Origin of the sequence: Streptomyces sp. NPDC091649 (assembly GCF_044756785.1) — a bacterium.
Classification (GTDB): Bacteria; Actinomycetota; Actinomycetes; order Streptomycetales; family Streptomycetaceae; genus Streptomyces.
Genome location: NZ_JBIVTR010000016.1, coordinates 87,515 through 107,588 on the forward strand (window position 1 = coordinate 87,515; position 20,074 = coordinate 107,588).

Sequence of the window (20,074 nt, forward strand, 5' to 3'; positions counted from 1 at the left end):
TCGCCCACGTCATCGCCGGACCCGACCCGGCGCCCGCCGGACCCGACTGGCACCCGCCCGACCCGGCGTGCGTGCCCGGCTGGTCTGCGCCGGCATCGCCGGCGCCTCGGCCCTGCCCCGACATGGCGGCCGGCTGCCGGGACAGGGCCGAACCGCCGGCCGACCGAACCGCCGGCCGGCCGGCTACGGAGTCACTTCCCGCCCGATGGTGTGGCCGAAATCGTGACCCTCAAACTCGCATGTTCGAATTAATGTTCGATACAGTCGAGGTGTGGTCGGGTCCATTCGTACTACTTTGGGGGTATACAGGCGGAGGGTTTCATGCGAGGAAGCGTCCCTCATCTGCATGTCAGCAGTGGCTTTTCAGCCCGCTACGGTGCCTCGCATCCGCGCGATCTGATCGCCCGGGCCGTCGAGCGTGGGATCGGTACGGTGGCGCTGACCGACCGCGACATGATGACCGGCACGGTGCGCTTCGCGAAGGCCGCCGAGGCTGCCGGGGTGAAGCCGGTGTTCGGCGTCGATCTGGGCGTCGCCGCCCAGGGGGCCCCCGTCGATGTGCGCCGCCGCACCCCTGTGCGCGGCGGCGCCCACGTGGCGGAGGCAGCGTTCCGGGCGACGTTCCTGGCCCGGGACGCGGAGGGCTGGGCCCGGTTGTGCCGGATGGTGTCCGCCGCCCACGCCGAGGCGTTCCCCGCGGGAACACCGCCGACAGCTTCGTGGGAGACGCTCGCCCGGTACGCCGGCGAAGGGCTGATGGCGCTCCTCGGCCCCGCGTCGGAGCCCCTGCGGGCTCTCGCCGCCGGCCGCGCGGACATCGCCGAGCGACTCCTCGGCCCCTGGCAGCAGCTCGTCGGCGACGGACTGCGGCTGGAGATCGTGTGCTGGGGCCTCCCCGGCACCGGCCCGGGCTCGGTCCGCCTCGCCGCGCACACGCTCGCGCTCGCCGACCGCCTCGGCGTCCCGGCCGTGCTGACCAACGCCGTGCGGTACGCCGACCCGGCCCAGCACCGGGTCGCGGACGTGCTGGACGCGGCCCGGCTGCTGCGGCCCGTCGACCGGCGACGGCTCGACTGCGGGGAGCGCTGGCTCAAGGACGGGCCCGCGATGACCGAGATCGCCGGACGGGTGGCGGCCGCCGCCGGAGCGGACCGGTCCCGCGCCGCCCGGCTGATCACCGACACCGCCGCCGTCGCGGACGCGTGCGAGGTCGACCCGGCCCGGGACCTGGGGCTCGGAACGCCGCATTTCCCCGAACCCTCCGTGGTCGGTGCGGAACCGGGGCCGGAAGGAGCCATGCGGCTGCTGCGGCAGCGGTGCGAGAGCGGTATGGCCGCCCGCGGTCTCGATCGTGACCGGCGCGCGATGGACCAGCTCGACCACGAGCTCGGAGTCATCGGCCGGCTTCGCTACGAGCCGTACTTCCTTGCCGTGGGCCAGGTCGTCGCCGATGTGCGGGACATGGGCATCCGGGTCGCCGCCCGCGGCTCCGGAGCCGGCTCCATGGTCAACCACAGCTTGTTCGTGGCCACGGCGAACCCGCTGGAGCACGGGCTGCTCTTCGAACGGTTCCTGTCCGAGCGGCGGGCGTCGCTGCCGGACATCGACATCGACGTCGAGTCCGCACGCCGTCTGGAGGTCTACGACCGGATCATCACCCGCTTCGGGCGGGAGCGGGTCGCGGTCACCGGCATGCCCGAGACCTACCGGGCCCGGCACGCCCTGCGGGACACCGGCCTCGCACTCGGGCTGGCACCGGCCGCCGTGGACCGGATCGCGAAATCGTTCCCGCACATTCGTGCCTGCGACATCCGCTCGGCGCTCGCGGAACTCCCCGAGCTTCGTCAGCTTGCCGCCGAAGCCGAGCGGTACGGACCGTTGTGGGAGCTGGCCGAAAGCCTGGACGCACTGCCGCGTGGGATCGCCATGCACCCGTGCGGCGTGATCCTCTCCAGCACGAGCCTCCTGGACCGGCTGCCGGTCCAGCCCACACCCGGCGGCGAGTACCCGATGCTCCAGGCGGACAAGGAGGACGTCGAGGACATGGGCCTCCTCAAGCTGGACGTCCTCGGGGTGCGGATGCAGTCCGCGATGGCGCACGCCGTCACCGAGATCCGCCGTACGACCGGGCGGGCGATCGACCTCGACAACCCCGACCACGTCCCGCTCGATGACCGCTTCGCCTTCGCGCTCATCCAGAACTCCGACACGGTCGGCATGTTCCAGCTGGAGTCACCCGGCCAGCAGGACCTGGTCGGCCGGCTCCAGCCCCGCGATCCGCAGGACGTCATCGCCGACATCAGCCTGTTCCGTCCGGGCCCGGTCCAGGGCGGCATGCCCGCGCTCTACATCGCCGCCCGCCACGGCGCCACACCCGTCTACCCCCACCCCGACCTGGAACCGGTCCTGCGCGATACGTACGGGGTGACGATCTGGCACGAGCAGATCATCGACATCATCGCGGTCATGACCGGCTGCGACCGCGCTCTGGCCGAAGTGGCCCGCCGCGCCCTCAGCGACGGACAACGCCTGCCGAAGATCGAGGCATGGTTCCGGCAGCGGGCAGGCTCCCGCGGCTACAGCCCGGCAGTGCTCGACGACGTCTGGGACATCGTCGCCTCGTTCGGGGCATACGGATTCTGCCGGGCGCACGCGGTCGCGTTCGCCGTGCCGGCGCTGCAGTCCGCATGGCTCAAAGCCCACCACCCCGCCGCTCTCTACGCGGGGCTGCTGGAGCACGACCCCGGCATGTGGCCGGCCCGGGTCATCGTCGCCGACGCCCGCCGCCATGACGTGCCCGTCCTGCCGGTCGACATCAACGCCTCCCAGGCGCAGTACGCCGTCGAGCGGACCGGCTCCGGCTGGGGCGTGCGGGTCTCGCTGGCCACGGTGCACGGCATCTCCGACGACGAGGTCACCCGGATCACCGAAGGCCGGCCCTTCACCTCCCTGCAGGACTTCCACGCCCGGGCACACCCCAAGCTCCCGACCGTCGAACGCCTCATCAGCATCGGCGCCCTCGACCGGCTCAAGGGCGACTCGACGCGGCGGGACCTGCTCCTGCAGGCGACCGAGCTCCACCGCCAGTCCCGCACCCGCCCCGGCCCCGGCCAACTTCCGCTCGCCACGGCCCCCCATGCCGCCGGGCCGTCCGGGCTGCGGGAGATGACCGCCCGCGAACGGCTCGACGCCGAGCTCGGCGTCCTGAAGATCGACGTGACCCGGCACCTGATGGAGGACCACCACCGGCTGCTGCGCGAGATCGGCGCCACCGACGCCAAGCACCTGCGCGCGACGCGTCCCGGACAGCGCGTCCTGGTCGCCGGCGTCCGCGCCTCCACCCAGACCCCGCCGATCGCGTCGGGGAAGCGGATCATCTTCGTCACCCTCGAAGACGGCTCCGGACTCGTCGACCTCGCCTTCTTCGAGGACTCCCACGAACGGTGCGCGCACACGGTCTTCCACCACGGCCTGCTCCTCGTCCGCGGCACCGTCGAAGCCCGCGGACCCCGGCGCACCGTGGTCGGCGAGATGGCCTGGGACCTCGACGAACTCGCCACCGCCCGCGCCACCCACGGGCCCCAGGCCGTCCTCGACCTCCTGGGGCAGTCCCCGGCGCCCACACCCGCCCAGCCCGGCCCCACCCGGACGATCCCCGACGGCACCGCAGGCGCTCGCCTGCACCCCTGGAGCGATCTTCAGCCCGCCGGAACCCGGTCGGCCGACCTCACCCGCTTCGGACACAAGAGCCAGGGGAGCGCCGGATGACCGTGAACCCCGCCTCCCCGCGACGGCCCCGCGCGATCCTGCGGATCCACTTCCACCCCGCCGAGCGGAGCGAAGAGCTGTACGGACAGCTGCTCACCGTCCTCGACGGCATCAGCTCCCGCGTCGAACCCCTGCCCGCCGACTGGTCCGCCTACGTCGACCTCACCGGCGCCCTCACCTTCTGGGACCGCGACGTCGAAGGTCTCGTAGCCGTGCTCCGCCTCCGCCTGCTCGCGCTCCACGGCGTCCCGAGCTCGGCCGGCGCCGGCCCCACCCGCTCCATCGCGGCCATGGCCGCCGACGCCACCCCACCGGGCGCCGCCACGGTGGTTCACGACGACCCGTACGAGATCGCCGCGTTCCTCCGTACCAAGCCGACCGCCACTCTGCCGGGCATCGGCCCCAAGACCGCCCGGACGCTCGCCCGCTACGGCATCACCACCGTCGGCGACATCGCCGACACCCGACTCCTGACGCTCCAGCGAATCCTCGGCAACGCAGCCGCACGCCAGGCCCACGCCTTCGCGCACGGTATCGACGAACGCCCCGTCGTCCCGGGCGCCGCCCCCAGGACCATGAACACCAGCCATCGCTTCGACCGCGACGAACTCGATCCGGACCGGCACCACCGCACGGTCCTCCGCCTGGTCCAGGAACTCGGCGCCCGGCTGCGCTCGGCCGGCGAGATCACCCAGGCCCTCACGCTCACCGTCACCTACGCCGACCGCACCCAGACCACCCGCAGCAGGAGCCTCACCGAGGCGACCGCCCACACTCCCGCCCTGGCCACCACCGCCCGCGATCTCCTCACCGGCCTCGGCCTCCAGCGCGCCCGCGTCCGCGCACTCGCCCTCCGGGCAGAACGCCTCCGCCCCGCCGAGGACGCCGTCCACCAACTCACGCTCGACGACCGCGACGAGAAGCTGCACCGCCTGGAGGCTGCCCTCGACAGGGCCGCGATCCGCTACGGTCCCGGCATCGCCCGCGCCGCTTCGACCTTCCCGAGGGCCGGGTGAGCCGCCACGGTACGGCTCCGGCCGCCCGGGCGGCGGCTGCGAGTTCCAGGCCGGCCCGGCGGGTGGAGTCGGACCCGACGCTCCGTCAGGACCCGCCCGTCCGCTGCCGCCCTGCCGGCCACCGCTGCCACGTGCAACCGGAGGCCCCACGTCGGCAGGCAACCGATCGAGCCTTGCCGTCAGTGGCCTTTACGGCGTTCCGTGTCGAAGCGGTACAGCACCCGCGCCAGACGCCGGATTCCGGCCGCCGCCCCGACCAGGACACCCCCCGTCCGCACCCCTTCGGCCGCTGAACCAGAGAGGTCCATGACGAGAGTGAGGGCCAGAGCGACGGCAAAGACCGCCGCGGCAAGGGCGACCGCGGTCACCAGGGCAAAGGTGATCTCCACCGTCATTGCGTCCTTTTCCCACCGCGACTCCCGCCCCATATCCATGCTGGGAGTGTCGCATCAAGTTCAAGCCCCGGCCCCGAGCCGAACGCCTTCGGCTCCTCCAGCCGAGGCGCCTCTGCCACCGGAGACGGCTTCCGGACGTCGTCCCGTCCGGCGGCAGCCGCTCGCTCCAGCGGTCCGTCGAGGACGTCCACCACGGCGTCGTAGTCCGATACGCAGACCACGACGAGCGGGGAGGCCGCGATCGCGGCCTCCGGGGACTGCGCGAGCCTCGCGCCCCGAGCCACGAGGGCGTCGGCCTCGGCCGGCGTGCGACCGAGAGGGACCTTCGCCCCGTGCTCGCCGCCGGCCGGCCGCGATGTCCGCGCGCACTTCTCCGAGCCGCTGCCCCACCACCCGATTGCCCGCACGAGTGTCGGCATCGCCTGTGGGCGTCGAAGATGGCCGCACCGGTCATCGATGAGAAAAGGGCGGCACATGGTTCAGGGCTTCTCCAGGGAACCAGGCACCCAGGGACCACTCACCGAGGTCGCTCCGGACGGGGTGCGGAAGATCACCCGCTGGGCGGCCGCCATCGCGTTGGGCGGTTTCCTGTTCGGTTTCGACACCGGTGTCGTCTCCGGTGCGCTGCTCTACATCAAGGAGGACTTCGGTCTGAACTCCTTCGAGCAGGGCAGCGTGGTGAGTGTCCTGCTCATCGGGGCCGTACTCGGCGCCGCCTCGGCAGGACGGCTTTCCGACAGGCTCGGCAGGCGCAGAGCGCTGTGTCTCATCGGAGTCGTGTTCATCGTCGGTACGGTGATCGCGGCGGCGGCGACCGGATACCTGTCGCTCATGGCAGGGCGGATCGTCCTGGGACTCTCCGTCGGCGCCGCGTCCGCGACGGTGCCCGTGTACCTCTCGGAGATCTCGCCGACGAAGATCCGCGGCCGGCTCCTCACCATGAACCAGCTCATGATCACGGTCGGCATCCTGGTCGCGTACCTCGTCAATCTCCTCTTCGCCGGCAGCGAGATGTGGCGGGCGATGTTCGCCGTCGGCGTCGTACCGGCCATGCTCATGGTCGCGGCGACGCTGTGGTTCCTGCCGGAGTCGCCGCAGTGGCTGATCACCCACGGTCAGGTGGACGTGGCCCGCCGGGGGATCGCCGCGCTGACCGACGAGGCGACGGCGGACGCCCTGATCGCCCGGGCCCGGCAGCGCATCGCCGCCGAGCGCGAGAAGCAGAAGGAGAACGAAGAGGCCGGTGGCCAGGGTGCGAGGCGGCTGCTCGCGGTCGATGTGAGACCCGCCCTGATCGTCGGACTCACACTCGCCGCCGTACAGCAGTTCGCCGGGATCAACACGATCATCTACTACGCGCCGACCATCATCCAGCAGACCGGCCTGAACGCGTCGAACTCGATCTTCTACTCCGTGTTCATCGGAGTGATCAACCTGGTCATGACGCTCGTGGCGATCCGCCTGGTCGACAAGGTCGGACGACGGCCCATGGTGCTCGTCTCCCTCGGCCTCATGGCGGTCTCGATCTTCATGCTGGGGCTGGCGTTCGTCGTGGGCATGAACTCGACACTGACCCTGCTGTTCATGGTGATCTACATCGCCGCCTTCGCCGGCGGACTCGGCCCGGTCTTCTGGACACTGATCGGGGAACTCTTCCCGCCATCGGTCCGAGCCGAGGGATCCAGCGTGTCCACGGCCGTCAACTGGATCTCCAACTTCGTCGTCAGCCTCGCCTTCCTCCCCCTGGCGGGAGTCATCGGCCAGGGCGAGACCTTCTGGGTGTTCGCCGGGATCTGCGTGTTCGCCTTCCTCTTCGTCAGCCGCTACCTGCCGGAGACCCAGGGCCGTGACGCCGAGCAGATCGAGCGGGCCCTCCAAGCGCGCTTCGGGCGCTCGCCCGGCCCGCAGCCGCCCAGGACCACCTGAGAAGCCAGTGGCGGGAGCGCCGGTCGGCCACCGGCCCGCCGCTCCTTCCTCCCCACGAATGGACCGTGCGATGAACGACACCCTCACCAACCCGGCCGACCTGGAAAAATCCGACGCACTGGTGCTCTTCGGCATCTCCGGGGACCTCGCCAAGAAGATGCTGCTCCCGGCGCTGTACCGGCTCACCGAATCCGGCAAGCTGACCGTGCCGGTCATCGGCGTCGCCGCCACCGACTGGGACGACGACGCCCTGCGCCGGCACGCCCGCGACGCGGTCGTCGCCGCCGGAACGGACATCGACGAAGCGGTCTTCTCCCGGTTCGCGGCCCGCCTGTCCATCGTCGCCGGAGACTTCGCCGACGACGCCACTTTCGCCCGGCTCCGCGAAGCCGTCACCGGACTCGGCTTCGTGACGCACTACCTGGCGATCCCGCCGGCGCTGTTCACCAAGGTCGCCGCCTCCCTGGCCGAAGCGGGCCTGAACCGCGACTCCCGCCTGGTGGTGGAGAAACCCTTCGGACACGACCTCGACTCCGCACGCGAGCTCCAGGACGAACTGAGCGACTACTTCGACGACAACCACCTGCTGCGCGTCGACCACTTCCTGGGCAACCGCGCGGTCGAGAGCCTGATGGTCTCCCGGTTCGCCAACACCCTGCTCGCACCGATCTGGCACCGTTCCTACGTCGACAACGTCCAGATCACTCTCGCCGAAGACTTCGACGTATCCGACCGGGGCTCCTTCTACGACGCGGTGGGCTGCCTGCGCGACGTGGTCCAGAACCATATGCTCCAGGTCCTGGCCTTCCTGGCCATGGACCCGCCCAGCGCCGACCACGCCCGTGCGCAGGGGCTGGAGAAATGGCGGGTGCTGCACGCGACCCGCACCATGGACCCCGCCGACACCGTCCGCGGCCAGTACTCCGGCTACCGGGACGTCGAAGGCGTCCAGCCCGACTCCACCACCGAGACGTACTTCGCGACCCGCATGTTCGTCGACAACTGGCGCTGGTCGGGCGTGCCCTTCTACCTCCGCAGCGGAAAGGCCCTGAAGGTCTCCGCCACCGAGGTCGTCGTCGAGCTCCGTGAACCGCCCCTGGAGCTGTTCGGCGGCGACCGCACACAGACCCCGCCCAACCTCATCCGCTTCCGTATCGACGGAGACACCGGAATCAGGGCCGACCTGGTCGTGGGCAAGGCGGAGGAGAACACGGGGCCGATGACCGTCCCCATCGGTGTCGACTACGCCGAGGTACTGGGGCGGCAGGAACTCCCGTACGAGAACATCCTCCACGGAGCCGTCGAAGGCGACCCCGAACGCTTCGCGTTCTTCCCCGTCATCCAGGAAGCCTGGCGCATCGTGGAACCGGTACTCACCCCCGATGAACCGCCTCTGCCGTACGCACCGGGGTCCTGGGGCCCGGAAGCCGCCGCCCGGCTCCCAGGACTGCGGCGCTGGCACGAGCTGGGCGCCCGCCTGTTCGACGACGACTGAGGCTGCCCGCCCATCGCCGGTCGAGGAGACCGGCGTCGCCAGCTGCGGTGGGTCGCGAGGCGGAGGGACGTCCGGCCTTGCCGCATTCAGGACGATCCGGCGACGCGGCGAGGTGCCGCAGCCGCCGTCGTGCGCCGGCCAGGGACGACGGGACGGCCCTGAGAGCCTCTCGTGCGCGGACGGCGGCGCGCCCACCGCCGGCGGACCGAGGCTCCGGCGGCCCGTGGGGAGGCGGCGTCGTCGGGCCGGGAGCCGAGGAGGACCATGCACGCCATGTGGCTGCGCCTCAAGGAGAATCTGTGGCCTGTGCTCCAGCAGGCCGCGGCAGCCACGCTGTCCTGGTGGATCGCCCGGACCGTCTTCGACCACCACCTTCCCCTCTTCGCCCCGATCGCCACCCTCGTCGCGCTCAACACGCCCGTCGGCGGGCGGGGCACCAACGCCGTCCGGGTCGTGTCCGGGGTCATCGCCGGCGTCATCGTCGGGCAACTGGCCTACCACTTCCTCGGCCATGGCGCGGCGTCCGTCGGTGTGGCCGTCCTGGTCGCACTCTTCGTCGCGCTCCTCGTCGACGGCCAGCGCATCACGATGGCCCAGGCAGCGGTGGGCGCGGTCATCTCGGTCGCGGCCGGGCAGCAGGCGGGCATCGACCGGGTACAGGACGCCCTGTTCGGAGCGGGCGTAGCCCTCGTGTTCAGTCAGCTCCTCTTCCCTCCGCACCCGCTCGCCCTGCTGAGACGGGCCGAGACCGCCACGCTGCACGGGCTCAGCCGCGCGCTGGAGTTGACGGCACGGGCACTGGACGAGTCGGCCGACGAGCGCATCGCCCGGCCGTGGGAGGAACTGCGCCCCGTCTACACCCTGCTGAACGATCTCGGCCGGACCCGGGACGACACCATCGCGGTGGTCCGGCGCACCCCTCACTGGCGGCGCCGACAGGAGCCGGTCCACGAGGAGATCGCGGCCACGCGCTATCTGGACCTGCTCGGCAACAGCTGCCTCACACTCATCCGCGGTGCCACCGCCCTCGACACGGGACACAGGCAGAAGTTCGCCCCCACGGTACGCGGCCTCGCCGGGGTCCTGGGGGCCCTGGCCGCCGCCCCCGGAAGCCAGGCCGTACGCCGCCACGCGGCCCGGCGCGTCCTCGACATCGTTCGGGACGCGCCGGACGAACAACGGACTCTCCCGATCGCGGTGTGGGAGAGCGTACGGCAGGTGGCCGGGGACGTCCTGGTCTTCGCGGGCGCCGACGTGGACCGGGCCGACCTCGCGGTGCACGAGGGGACCACCGACCTGCCCCTCGGAACCCCGCCCGATCTCCGGTGGCCCTCCCCTCGGAGGCGACGCCGGGGACGGCAGGGCCCCTCGCCCCAGTAGGGCCCGTCAGGGCCCCGCCGGCGGCCACCTGGGCGGCCAGCCGGCCACGATCCGCTCTCCCTCGCTCCGGCGCTCGCACGCCGCCGCTCACCGCAGTGTCCGCGCGGACGGTGCCTCGCCTACCGGGCGCCGAGCCTTTCCAGCATTTCCCGCTGGTGCCGGTGGCCGGTCGTCTCGTAGCCGACCACGGTGACGAACGGCGCGAGCATGACGACGAGCAGGCACGTCGCGATGGCGACACCGGCGGCGGCCAGGAGGACCGCGGCGAGCAGTACGGCGACGGTGAGGGCGATCAGGATGATGTGGAAGCGGTCGGCCGCGGACAGCAGCAGCGTGTGCAGGAGGTAGACCATGAGGACGTAGAGACCGACCGGGACGGCGAGGGCGAGCACGACGGCGATACCGGAGATCTCGGCGTGGTGCTCCAGGTACAAACCCGCCACGTGCAGCCCGGTGCCCGCCCCGGCGACGCCGATGAACAGAGGGATGTGGCCGTAGCCGAAGAGGTAGCCACGCCTGCGCCGGTGCACCAGGATGTCCCCGAACGGCGTCAGGAAGTACATCCACCACATGCCGAAGGTCAGCCCGACACCGGCGACGACGACGGCGACGGCGTTCCAGGTCCAGTGTGTACCGTCTCCGCCGCCCAGGAGATCGCCGGACGAGGCGACCGTTCCGACGACGCCTTCACCGAGGACGATGATCGCGAAGAGGCCGTACCGCTCGGCCACATGGTGCGGGTGCCAGGGGGTGCCGCCGGCGGAACCCTGGGTGAGCACCGGCAGTACGAGTTCCAGGGTGCCCAGGACGGCGAACGCGACGAATACGACGGCGATCGGCAGGGGAGTGAAGGCCACCACGATCCATCCGGCCTGAGCGATCAGCGTCCAGCGGATGTTGGCCACGCCGACGTCGTGGAACGACGGAGCCTGCCGGGCGGCGCGCCACCACTGGAGCACCATCGCGATCCGCATGACGACGTATCCCAGGACCATGGCCCGCAGTTCGAGGTGGCCGCCCTCTTCGACGGAGTGAAACATCGCCGGCAGGCCGAGGGAGAACACGACGACGCCGATCATCTGGACCATCGTCAAGACCCGGTAGAGCCAGTCGTCCGTGGCGAAGGCGGAGGCGAACCAGCTGAAGCTGATCCAGGCGACGCTGATCGCGAACATGGCCAGCACGAACGCGGTCACCGCCTGGGCGGCGTGGCCCTCGGCGAGCATCTCCGCGAACTGGGACGACGCGGTACCGACAGCGACGACGAAGGTCAGGTCGAACAAGAGCTCCAGCGGCGAGGCGGTCCGGCCCCGCTCCTCCGGATCACGACCGGTCATGGGGACCAGCCGCCGCCCCGGACCGGCCGGGCCGGGCTTGCTGTGGGATCGGGGATCATTCATGCGCAGCAGTATTGACGAGGCTCACGCCGCCGCCCGGCTGCCCTGCCGACGTACTTCCCTTCGAGCGGTGGAGTTCATCCGCCGGCTCGGGCAGCATGAAGGTGGCGGTTGTTCACGAGAACGACGTCAGCGGCCGGCCGCGGTGACTGACGGACCGCGGCGTGAGCACCAGCCCCCGCCCCGGGGAGCGCTGGTGATCTGCTGCCATATTCTTCGGCCATGGCAAAATGGCGGCGGCCTCCGGCCGATGCGCTCCGGACCCTGGACCCGGCCCTGGGCGGACAGCGGCGTCCGACCCGGATACAGAAGTGGGTGGCCCGACACCCGATCGGCACCGGGCTCTGCGTGGCCGTTCCCGTCGCGCTCCTCTCCTCGATCCCGGCGCGTGAGGAGGAGCCCCATGACCCTCTGTTCGCTGTGGCCTTCGGGCCGGCTCTCGGCCTTGTCTTCGCTCTCACGGCCGCCTCGGAGCACCTTCGGCAGCGCCGGCTCAAGCGTCTGGGGTTATGGGACGGGTCCTGAGCGGGGCCAGAAGCGGCGCGGGCCGGGAGGCCGGGAGCGCGGGAGGAGGCGGGGGTGTCACGACATCCGAGAGTCGAGTTCTTCGCCGGCCCGGGCGGGATGTGCTTGAGCATCATGTTCTATGGGTGGACGGCGGCCAGCAGCGGCACTGCTCCCTGGGCGAGGGCTGTCGCGGCGCTCTTCCTGGTGGTCTGGACGGTGCTGCTCGCGAGGCACCTCCCGCGGCGCGCCCGTGGCCGGACGTCAGGGAAGCAGCCGGACGAACCGGTCTCCTGAGGGGGCGATCCTGCGGGCAGCCTTCCTCACGACCGCTGTCACGCGTCGAAGGCGCCTACCGGGGCTCAGCCCGTGAAGGGATCTTCCACCATCGGAACGCACGGGGACAGCAACCTCTCCGTGTGCAGCGTGACTTGGCCCCTAACGAGCCTCAGCACGCGGACCTCGTTCGCGTGGTCCGGTTCCTCGTCATCGCGAACATGAAGAAGCCCGTACGAACCGGGAGCGACCACGGCCACATGCGCGAACAGCTCGGCGACGTCAGGCGGTGAGCGGTGGTTGGAAAAGCCGCCGAGGTGGATGAACGGCTCACCGTTCATCCACCTCAGGTCAAGCAGGTAGGGGCTGTCCATGAGGGCGATGCGGCGGCGGAGCCCATCGACGATCTGCCGCAGTCGGGGCTGATCGTCGTCGTCGGCCGCGGTTTCCCGGACCGTGATCCATCCGTGGTACTCGAACATCCCGCGATCGTAGTGAGGCGACCCGCGCCCGGGCCCCGGGCCTCCGACGGCGGCACCCGATCCGCCGGATTCCGCCGCCTGTAGGACCGTGGGCGGATGGCGACGGACAGGAGCGGGGACCGAAGGCCGGCCTGGACCATGACGCGACGGCCGCCGAAAGCCGCGTCGAGGCGCCGCCGGAAGGTCGCGCCGCGCCGCCGCTGTGCTACCCGGGCGAGTTGAGTACGAGAACTCAGGCGTGCTGTCCGCACCAGCTCGTACCGTCCAGCTCATGCATATAGACCATGCCGACCGCGCAAGACGCCGGGCGGGCATCACAGCAGTGGCTTCCTGCCTGCCGGACCGGGAAGTGACGTCACAGGCTCTGCAACGGCGACTGATCCGGTCCAGTGGGCTGCCACTGCCCGCTCGGGCGATCGAACGGGCCACCGGAATCACCTCGCGCCGCGCGGCTGCCGCGGGCGAGTACGCGTCGACCCTCGCCGTGCGGGCGGCCCGGACGGCACTGGACAGGGCGCAGATCGCACCCTGTGACGTGGACCTGCTGGTCTTCGCCTCTGCTACCCGGGACATGGCCGAACCCGCGACCGCCCACATCGTGCAGGCCGAACTGGGCTCCCGGGCCCACGCGCTGGACGTCACCAACGCGTGCAACAGCTTCGTCAACGGCATCGACACCGCGCGAGCCATGATCCTCGCCGGCCGCGCCCACCGGGCCCTCGTCGTCACCGGAGAGACTCCGAGCCGCGCCGTGCGGCACGATCCGGCCACACTCGACGCGTTCCGGGAATCGTTCGCCGGCTACACGTTGGGCGACGCGGGGGCCGCGGTCGTCCTGGAGGCGGTGGAGCGGGGAGGCATCCTCGACGTGGACACCGAGACGCACTCCGAGCACTGGCCGGTCGGCGGCATCATGGGCGGCGGTTCACGGCATCCCCGGGGGGACGAGCACACCTACTTCCGCGGTGACGGCAGCGAACTGCGCGAGGTGTTCGAGAAGGTCGGCACGTCGGTCCTCGACCGGATGCGGCAGCGCACCGGAATGGCGTGGGGCGACTTCCGCCACATCCTGGTCCACCAGGTCACCGTGCCGTACCTGGACCGGTTCGTGGAGCTCACCGGAGTCCCCCGGGACCGGCTCGTCGTCACCGTGCCCGAGCTCGGCAACATGGCCAGCGCCACGCTCGGTGTGCAGCTCGACCGTGTCCACGCGGGCCTGCGGCCCGGCGACCGGGTCCTCTTCGTGGGCCTCGGCGGCGGCGTGAGCCTGATGACGATCGTCTGGGAGAAGGCATGACCGCCCTGTGGGTCGTGGTGCCGGCGCACCAGGAGGCCCCTCGGATCGCCGCCACGCTGAACGCGCTCGCGGCCCAGCGCGACCCCGACTTCACCCTCGTCGTCGTGGACAACGCCTCCACCGACGCCACCGCCGCCATCGCCCGTGACTTCGCCGACCGGGCGCCCTTCCCCGTGCACGTGCTGGACGAGCCGGAGAAGGGCGTGGGCTGCGCCGTCGACACCGGCTTCCGGTACGCGATCGAGCGCGGCGCGGCACTGCTGGCCCGCACCGACGCCGACTGCCTGCCGCACCCCGGCTGGACGGCCGGCGCCCGCGCCGCCCTGCTGCGCGGCGCGGGCCTGGTGTGCGGGCGCATCGACGCGCGCCGCGACGAGCACGGACCGCTCGGACGGGCCGCCTTCCGCGCGCTGGTCCGGATCGCCGCGTTCTTCGGCCGGATACGCCCCGCGCACCGCCGCCGCCACGGCTACCTCGCCCCCTACCGGATGCACGCCGGCAACAACATGGCCGTCACCGCCGCCCTGTACGAGGCCGTCGGCGGGATGCCGCGCCGCCCTTCCCCCACGGACCGGCTGTTCCTCAACCGGGTGCGCCGCCGCACCACCGCCATCGTCCACGCCCGCGACATGGTCGTGGAGAACTCCACCCGCCGACTGCGCGTCTACGGCCTGGTCGGCACCGCCCGCTGGTACCTCGACAAGGGGCCCGGCCGTCACGGGGAGGACCCCCGCTGATGCTCGACGCCCTCGCCCGCACCCTGCGCCGCCACCCCGGCCGGCCCGCCGTCCTCGGCACCACCCGCACCGGAGCCGTACGTGCCAAAGCCACCTGCGGGGAGCTGGCCGACCTCGCCGACCGCTACACCGCCGCCCTCCTCGCGCGGGGCCTCGCGCCCGCCGGCACGGTCGGTGTCGCCGTCCGGCCCGGGCCCCGGGCACTCGCGGTGATGCTCGCCGTGCACCGGCTCGGCGCACGGGCTGCGGTGCTCGACCCCGGTGCCGGGCCGGACGTGCTGCGTGCCCGACTCGCCCTGGCCCGCCCCGAACTCGTCCTCGCCGACGCCACCGCCCAGGCGGTCGCCGGATGGGCCCGGCCGCTCGCCCGCCGGGCCCGCCTGGCCCTGCCGGACCTCGCCGAGCTGGGACCGGTCGCCACGGTCGGGCCGCGGCTGCCCGGCTGCGCCCCCGCCCTGGACGCCGACGTCCGCGCCGTACCGCTCCCGCACCCGGTCGACGGGGACGGCGACGCGGTCATCGTGTTCACCTCGGGCACCACCTCACGACCCCGCGCGGTGGTGCACACCCGCTCCTCGCTCGCCGCGGGCATGGCCACGGTGGCCGAGCTGGTACGGCCCGAGGCCGGGCGGCCCGTGCTCGGCAGTACCTTCTTCGTACTCGTACCGTCCCTGGCGAGCGGAGCGCCGGTCGCGCTGCCCGCCCGCTCCGTGCCGGTGCTGCGCCGCCAACTGCGCCGCCTCGCCCCCCAGGCCACGTACCTGACACCGCCGCAGCTGAGGCGGCTGCTGGCGGAGGGCGGCCGGTTCACCGGACGGGTGTGGACCGGGTCGGCCCCGGCCGGCGCCGAGCTGCTGACCCGCGTCAAACGGGCGGGCGCGGACGAGGCGTGGGGCGTGTACGCGCTGACCGAGCTGTTCCCGGCGGCGGCGGTCGAGCAGGCCGACAAGGCCGCGTTCACCGGCGACGGGGACCTGGTCGGAGCGCCGCTGCCGGGGGTGGCGGCCAAGACGGACGCGTCGGGCGAGCTGCTGCTGTCCGGCCCCGCCGCACGCCACCGCTACCTGGGCGAGGACCCGGACCCGTGGGTAGCCACCGGCGACCGGGCGCGCCTCGACGGCGGCCGGATCGTGCTGGAGGGCCGCCGCAAGGACATGATCCTGCGCCGCGCCGAGAACATCTACCCCGGTCTGTACGAACCGGCGCTGCACGTGCCGGGCGTCGAACTGGCCCTGCTGGTGGGCGTACCGGCCGGCGACGGCGACGAACGCCTGGTCGCCGTCGTCCAGCCGGGCCCCCGGGCGGACCGTGCGGCGCTGCGGGCCGCGCTGGCCGGACCTCTGCGGCGCATGGGCGCCGCCCGCCCCGACGCGGTGCTGCTGGCGGAGATCCCGCTGTCCGGCCGGTCTCTGAAGCCCGACCGTGCCGCGACCGCGCGCCTCGCGGAACGGCGCCTCGCCGAAGCGGGCGGGCGATGACCGCGCCGGGCGGAGCACCGCGACTGTGGGCCGTGGTGCCCGCGTACAACGAGGAGGCCGGACTGGGCGCCACCCTGACCGCGCTCGCCGCCCAGACGGACACGGGCTTCGCGCTGGTCGTCGTCGACAACGCCTCCACCGACGCGACCCCCGACATCGTGCGCGGGTTCGCCGCCACCGTGTCCTTCTCCGTACACCTCGTCCACGAGGAGGAGCGGGGCACCGGCGCCGCCGCCGACACCGGCTTCCGTTACGCCATCGAGCACGGGGCGGAGCTGCTCGTGCGCACGGACGCCGACTGCCTGCCCGCCGCCGACTGGATCGCCGCCGCCCGCGAGGAGTTCGCGGCCGGCACGGAGATGGCCTGCGGCCGAAGCCTCCCGCGCGGGGACGAACGGCCCTCACCCGCCGAGCGGTACGTGCTGCCGGCGGTCGTCAGGGCGACCGCGCTGTACGGGCGCTACCGCACCGCGCACCGGCACCCCCGCTACCGCGCCCCCTACGTGCTGTGCCACGGCCACAACCTCGCCATCACCGCCGCGCTCTACCTGCGATGCGGGGGCACGCCGCGCACTCCGCTGGAGGGCCCGCCCGAGGACGTCGTCCTCCTCAACCGGGCGCGCGAGCACAGCGACCGGATCGCGCGCGCCGAAGCCATGGTGGTGCACACCAGCCTGCGCCGCCTACGGGCGTGGGGCGCCCGCCGGACCCTCCTGTGGTGCTGGGACCGACGCTACCGGCCCGCCGACCCGAAGCAGGTGCACGTCAGATGACCACGGTTCCCGCCCCCTCCGCCCTGCGCGCCGCCCGGCGCCGCGACCGACGCGTGTACACCCGCTCCCACCCCCTGCTGTTCGCCCTCCTCGCCGCCACCCGACGCCACGCGGTCACCCGCCTCGGCGGCGCGGTGCTGGTGCACGGCGCCGAGCCCTGCCGGCAGGCCCTCACCCGCATCCCGCTGGACCGCACCGCCGCCGGCACCACCGGCGGCGCCGCCCGGGAACTGTCCGCCGGCGGCACCCTGTTCGACCAGGAGGGCACCGGGCACCGCACCACCCGGCGCGCCGTCGCCGACGACCTCGGCGCGGCCGGAGTGGAGCGGCTGCGCCCGGTGTGGCAGGACGTCCTGGACCGCCGTCTCGCCCCGCTCGGCACGGGACGCGACGTCGACCTCGTCCCACTGGCCCGTGAACTGGCCGGGGCCACCGTCCGCGCGCTGCTGGGCGCGACCGGCGACCCGCAGGCCATCGCCGCCGCGGCCGCCGCGGCGGCGGCGATGGCCGTACGCGACCACCTGCCCGGCCCCCGGCCGCCGGGCACGGCACGCGCGGCCGCCGAGGCGACCGCACGGCTGGAGGCGCTGCTCGCCCCGGCAACCGGGCCGGCGACCGAGCCGGCCCTGCGGGCCATGCTCGCGGTCGCCGCCGTCAACACCACCGTCGCCGCCCTCCCGCGGGCCGCCGCCTGGTGTGCCGACGGAGACCTCTGGGCGCAGGCGGCCGACGACCGGCTGCGCCCGGACCTGGTGGCAGAACTGCTGCGGGTGACCGCTCCCTCCCCCCTGCTGCCCCGCGTGGCGGCGGCCGACGCGGAGTTGGAGGGCTGCCCGGTGAAGGCCGGGGACCGCCTGATCCTGATCGCACGACACGCCGCCCGGGCCCACGACCGGCTGCCCGACGCCCGGAACCCGCAACCGCCCGGCCTCGCCCAGCTCGTCTTCGGCGCCGGCACCCACGCCTGTCCCGGCGCACGCCTGGCCCGCGCCCAGCTCGACGACGCCCTCGCCGCGCTGGCCCCCCACCGCCCCACCGTCCTGCGCGCCCGCGTCGACCGGGGCGCCGCCCTGCCGGGCTGGCGCACCCTCACCGTCCGGGCGGCCGGCGGCCCTCGACCCCGGGAGAACCGATGACCACGATCGCCGTCACCGGAGCGAGCGGCTTCTGCGGCTCCCACGTCGCCACGACGGCCGCCGCGCGTGGGGCCCGCGTCCTGTGCCTCGGACGACGCCCCGGCCCGGTCGGCCGGCACATCCCGTGGGACGCCGCGCGCGAGGCGCCGGACCTCTCCGGCGCCGACTTCGTCGTGCACTGCGCGGCGGCCGTCGGCGACCCCGTGCCCGGCTCACCGGCCGAGGCCGCCCTGCACGCCGTCAACGTCGACGGCACGGCCCGGCTGCTCGATTCGGCGGCCGGGCGGCCGGTGGTGTGGGTGAGCAGCGCCAGTGTGTACGCACCCGCCCCTCGCCACTCCCGCGTCTTCGAGGACCACCCGGTGCGCGGACACGTGAACGCCTACGGCCGCTCCAAGGCCGCCGGGGAGGCGCTGGCCCTCGCCGCGGGCGCCGTGGTGCTGCGGCCGAGGGCGGTCTACGGCGAAGGGGACCCGCACCTGGTGCCCCGGCTGCTGTCCCGCGTCCGTCGCGGACTGCTCGTGCTGCCGGGGCCCAGCGCCGACCTCAGCCTGACCTCCGTCGGGAACCTCACCGACGCCGGCCTGCTGGCCGCCCGCTGGCCGCCGGGCGCGTACAACATCGCCGACCCCGAGCCGTACGACCGCGACCGGGCGATCCACGCGGTACTGCGTGCCCACGGCGTCCGCGCGCGCATCGAACACCTGCCACCCGCGTTCGCCCGTGCCGCCGCCTTCGCGGTGCAGTCCCTGTCCCGGCTGCGACCGCGGTCGGAGCCGCTGCTCACCCGCTACGCCGTCGAGCAACTGGCCCGCCCGGTCGTACTGGATGTGTCCCGGGCCCGGGCCCAGGGCTGGGAGCCGCGGCACACGTTGAGCGACTACCTGTCCGCGACGTCGGAGCGGCGGGGAAACGCCGACGCCGCCCGGGACGCGCCGCGGTAGGGCGCGCGCGTCGGCGGGTCGACAGGACGACAGCGAGGAGGTCCGGCCCCTCGGGACCTCAGTCCCGCCGCCGTCGAGTTCCTCGCGGCTGCCGCCGCTGTGCCTTCTCCCCGGTCGTGGGTCCCCCCAGCGGACCACCGGCCGGGATCACGACCAGGACGGCTACGCCTTCCGCTTCCGGTTCGAGTACGAGTCGGTCCCCGCCGACAGCCGCCTCCAGCAGGGCCCGCCGGCGCCCGGTCATGGTGTGGGGCGACTCCCCCCAGTCCATGGCCAGCGCGTCGTCCTCGGCCGGCGATGGTGCTGCGACGGCGTCCTGCCAGTCGGTCCTGCCCAGGAGGGCCCACAGCTGTTCCTCCAGCACTGCCGACAGAGCCTCGCGTCGCTCGACCGTACCGAACATCCGAGCTGCCAAGCCGTCGCGCCGCCAGCGCCCGTGCCGGGACTGGACGCTGTGATGTGACAGCACGCGCTTCAGCTCGGCGAGCCGCGCAGCGCCGTCCGGCGCCGGTTCGCGGTCCAGCGCACGAGAGAGCTCGGCCCGCTGGGTGACCAGCCAGACCGCCCGTTCGTTCAGAAGGCTCAGGCACCACAGAAGGCGTTCGTCATCGACCCGTGAGCCGAAGCGCCTTCGCCGGCCGCCGAGTTCGAGGGCCACCTCGATGCGGTGTCGTGGATCGCGACAGTAGGCACGGACCGCGTGGGCCTCGGCGATCTCCGCGTCCAGTTCGGCCAGCCGGGCACGGCGCCACCGCGTGACGAACCCGGGCCGCGCGAACCGCCGGACCGCGAGGGCGCGCAGCTCGCGGTCGATCGCCGGCACGGGCGCCCGGACCGTCGCGCAGTCGCTGGTCACGCACTGGTACACCGCGCGCAGTGGATCGGGTGCCCAACGCCCCGGAGGGTGTGCCCCCATGACCGGCCCATCGCACGCCGAGCACCGCAGCAGGTCGTTTCCGACGAACTGCATGCCCCCCTCGAAAGCGGGAACCTCCACGCCGAACCGGTTGGCGTGGTGTCGGTCGAGAACGTCAACGACCCGATTCAGGTGCATCCGCCATTCTCGTCCC

At 73.0% G+C, this 20,074-nt stretch carries 15 protein-coding genes; 11 read left to right on the forward strand and 4 right to left on the reverse strand.

All coding sequences use genetic code 11. The annotated features are described in order from the left end of the window. Positions 1–321 precede the first annotated feature (321 nt). Both ACIQMU_RS24465 and ACIQMU_RS24470 read left to right on the forward strand, forming a co-directional pair. A complete protein-coding gene (locus tag ACIQMU_RS24465) occupies positions 322–3,768 on the forward strand; it encodes a DNA polymerase III subunit alpha (RefSeq protein WP_402689674.1) in 3,447 nt (1,148 codons plus the stop codon). Then, positions 3,765–4,784: a DNA polymerase thumb domain-containing protein gene (locus tag ACIQMU_RS24470; protein WP_352242081.1), complete on the forward strand. Its 1,020-nt coding sequence runs from the start codon at positions 3,765–3,767 to the stop codon at positions 4,782–4,784. Before ACIQMU_RS24465 ends, ACIQMU_RS24470 begins: the two co-directional genes overlap by 4 nt. A 179-nt stretch (positions 4,785–4,963) precedes the next feature. Here the strand turns inward: ACIQMU_RS24470 and ACIQMU_RS24475 are convergent, their stop codons facing one another. Further along, complete coding sequence (locus tag ACIQMU_RS24475) at positions 4,964–5,218, reverse strand: DUF6332 family protein (protein ID WP_352242080.1); 255 nt, start codon at positions 5,216–5,218, stop codon at positions 4,964–4,966. 435 nt (positions 5,219–5,653) lie between these two features. On the opposite strand from ACIQMU_RS24475, the gene ACIQMU_RS24480 reads away from it, so the two are divergent. From ACIQMU_RS24480 to ACIQMU_RS24490, 3 genes are all read left to right on the forward strand, one after another. After that, complete coding sequence (locus tag ACIQMU_RS24480; RefSeq protein WP_352242079.1) at positions 5,654–7,105, forward strand: sugar porter family MFS transporter; 1,452 nt, start codon at positions 5,654–5,656, stop codon at positions 7,103–7,105. Positions 7,106–7,175: 70 nt separating this feature from the next. Beyond that, complete coding sequence (zwf, locus tag ACIQMU_RS24485; protein WP_352242078.1) at positions 7,176–8,600, forward strand: glucose-6-phosphate dehydrogenase; 1,425 nt, start codon at positions 7,176–7,178, stop codon at positions 8,598–8,600. A 264-nt stretch (positions 8,601–8,864) separates the two neighbouring features. Beyond that, entirely contained in the window at positions 8,865–9,980 is a 1,116-nt protein-coding gene (locus ACIQMU_RS24490) for an FUSC family protein (protein ID WP_352242077.1), read from the forward strand. 119 nt (positions 9,981–10,099) lie between these two features. On the opposite strand, the gene ACIQMU_RS24495 is transcribed toward ACIQMU_RS24490, so the two are convergent. Both ACIQMU_RS24495 and ACIQMU_RS24500 read right to left on the reverse strand, forming a co-directional pair. Beyond that, positions 10,100–11,380: a low temperature requirement protein A gene (locus ACIQMU_RS24495; protein WP_402689675.1), complete on the reverse strand. Its 1,281-nt coding sequence runs from the start codon at positions 11,378–11,380 to the stop codon at positions 10,100–10,102. An 863-nt stretch (positions 11,381–12,243) separates the two neighbouring features. Continuing rightward, positions 12,244–12,639, reverse strand: a complete 396-nt coding sequence (locus ACIQMU_RS24500) for an Imm7 family immunity protein (protein WP_402689676.1) — start codon at positions 12,637–12,639, stop codon at positions 12,244–12,246. Positions 12,640–12,988: 349 nt separating this feature from the next. On the opposite strand from ACIQMU_RS24500, the gene ACIQMU_RS24505 reads away from it, so the two are divergent. The 6 genes from ACIQMU_RS24505 to ACIQMU_RS24530 are packed head-to-tail and all read left to right on the forward strand — an operon-like array spanning position 12,989 to position 19,004. Further along, complete coding sequence (locus ACIQMU_RS24505; RefSeq protein ID WP_352242074.1) at positions 12,989–13,936, forward strand: ketoacyl-ACP synthase III; 948 nt, start codon at positions 12,989–12,991, stop codon at positions 13,934–13,936. Beyond that, complete coding sequence (locus tag ACIQMU_RS24510) at positions 13,933–14,673, forward strand: glycosyltransferase family A protein (RefSeq protein WP_352242073.1); 741 nt, start codon at positions 13,933–13,935, stop codon at positions 14,671–14,673. Before ACIQMU_RS24505 ends, ACIQMU_RS24510 begins: the two co-directional genes overlap by 4 nt. Further along, on the forward strand, positions 14,673–16,151 hold the full coding sequence (locus ACIQMU_RS24515; protein WP_352242072.1) for a class I adenylate-forming enzyme family protein: 1,479 nt from the start codon (positions 14,673–14,675) through the stop codon (positions 16,149–16,151). The genes ACIQMU_RS24510 and ACIQMU_RS24515 overlap by 1 nt, the downstream gene beginning before the upstream one ends. Continuing rightward, positions 16,148–16,924 (forward strand): glycosyltransferase family 2 protein, encoded by a 777-nt coding sequence (locus ACIQMU_RS24520; RefSeq protein ID WP_402689677.1) that lies wholly within the window; start codon positions 16,148–16,150, stop codon positions 16,922–16,924. Before ACIQMU_RS24515 ends, ACIQMU_RS24520 begins: the two co-directional genes overlap by 4 nt. After that, positions 16,921–18,060: a cytochrome P450 gene (locus tag ACIQMU_RS24525; RefSeq protein WP_402689678.1), complete on the forward strand. Its 1,140-nt coding sequence runs from the start codon at positions 16,921–16,923 to the stop codon at positions 18,058–18,060. Before ACIQMU_RS24520 ends, ACIQMU_RS24525 begins: the two co-directional genes overlap by 4 nt. Further along, complete coding sequence (locus ACIQMU_RS24530; protein ID WP_352242069.1) at positions 18,057–19,004, forward strand: NAD(P)-dependent oxidoreductase; 948 nt, start codon at positions 18,057–18,059, stop codon at positions 19,002–19,004. Before ACIQMU_RS24525 ends, ACIQMU_RS24530 begins: the two co-directional genes overlap by 4 nt. A 58-nt stretch (positions 19,005–19,062) precedes the next feature. Here ACIQMU_RS24530 and ACIQMU_RS24535 read toward each other — a convergent pair whose 3' ends face one another. Next, complete coding sequence (locus ACIQMU_RS24535; RefSeq protein WP_402689679.1) at positions 19,063–19,872, reverse strand: hypothetical protein; 810 nt, start codon at positions 19,870–19,872, stop codon at positions 19,063–19,065. Between the last annotated feature and the right edge of the window lie 202 nt (positions 19,873–20,074).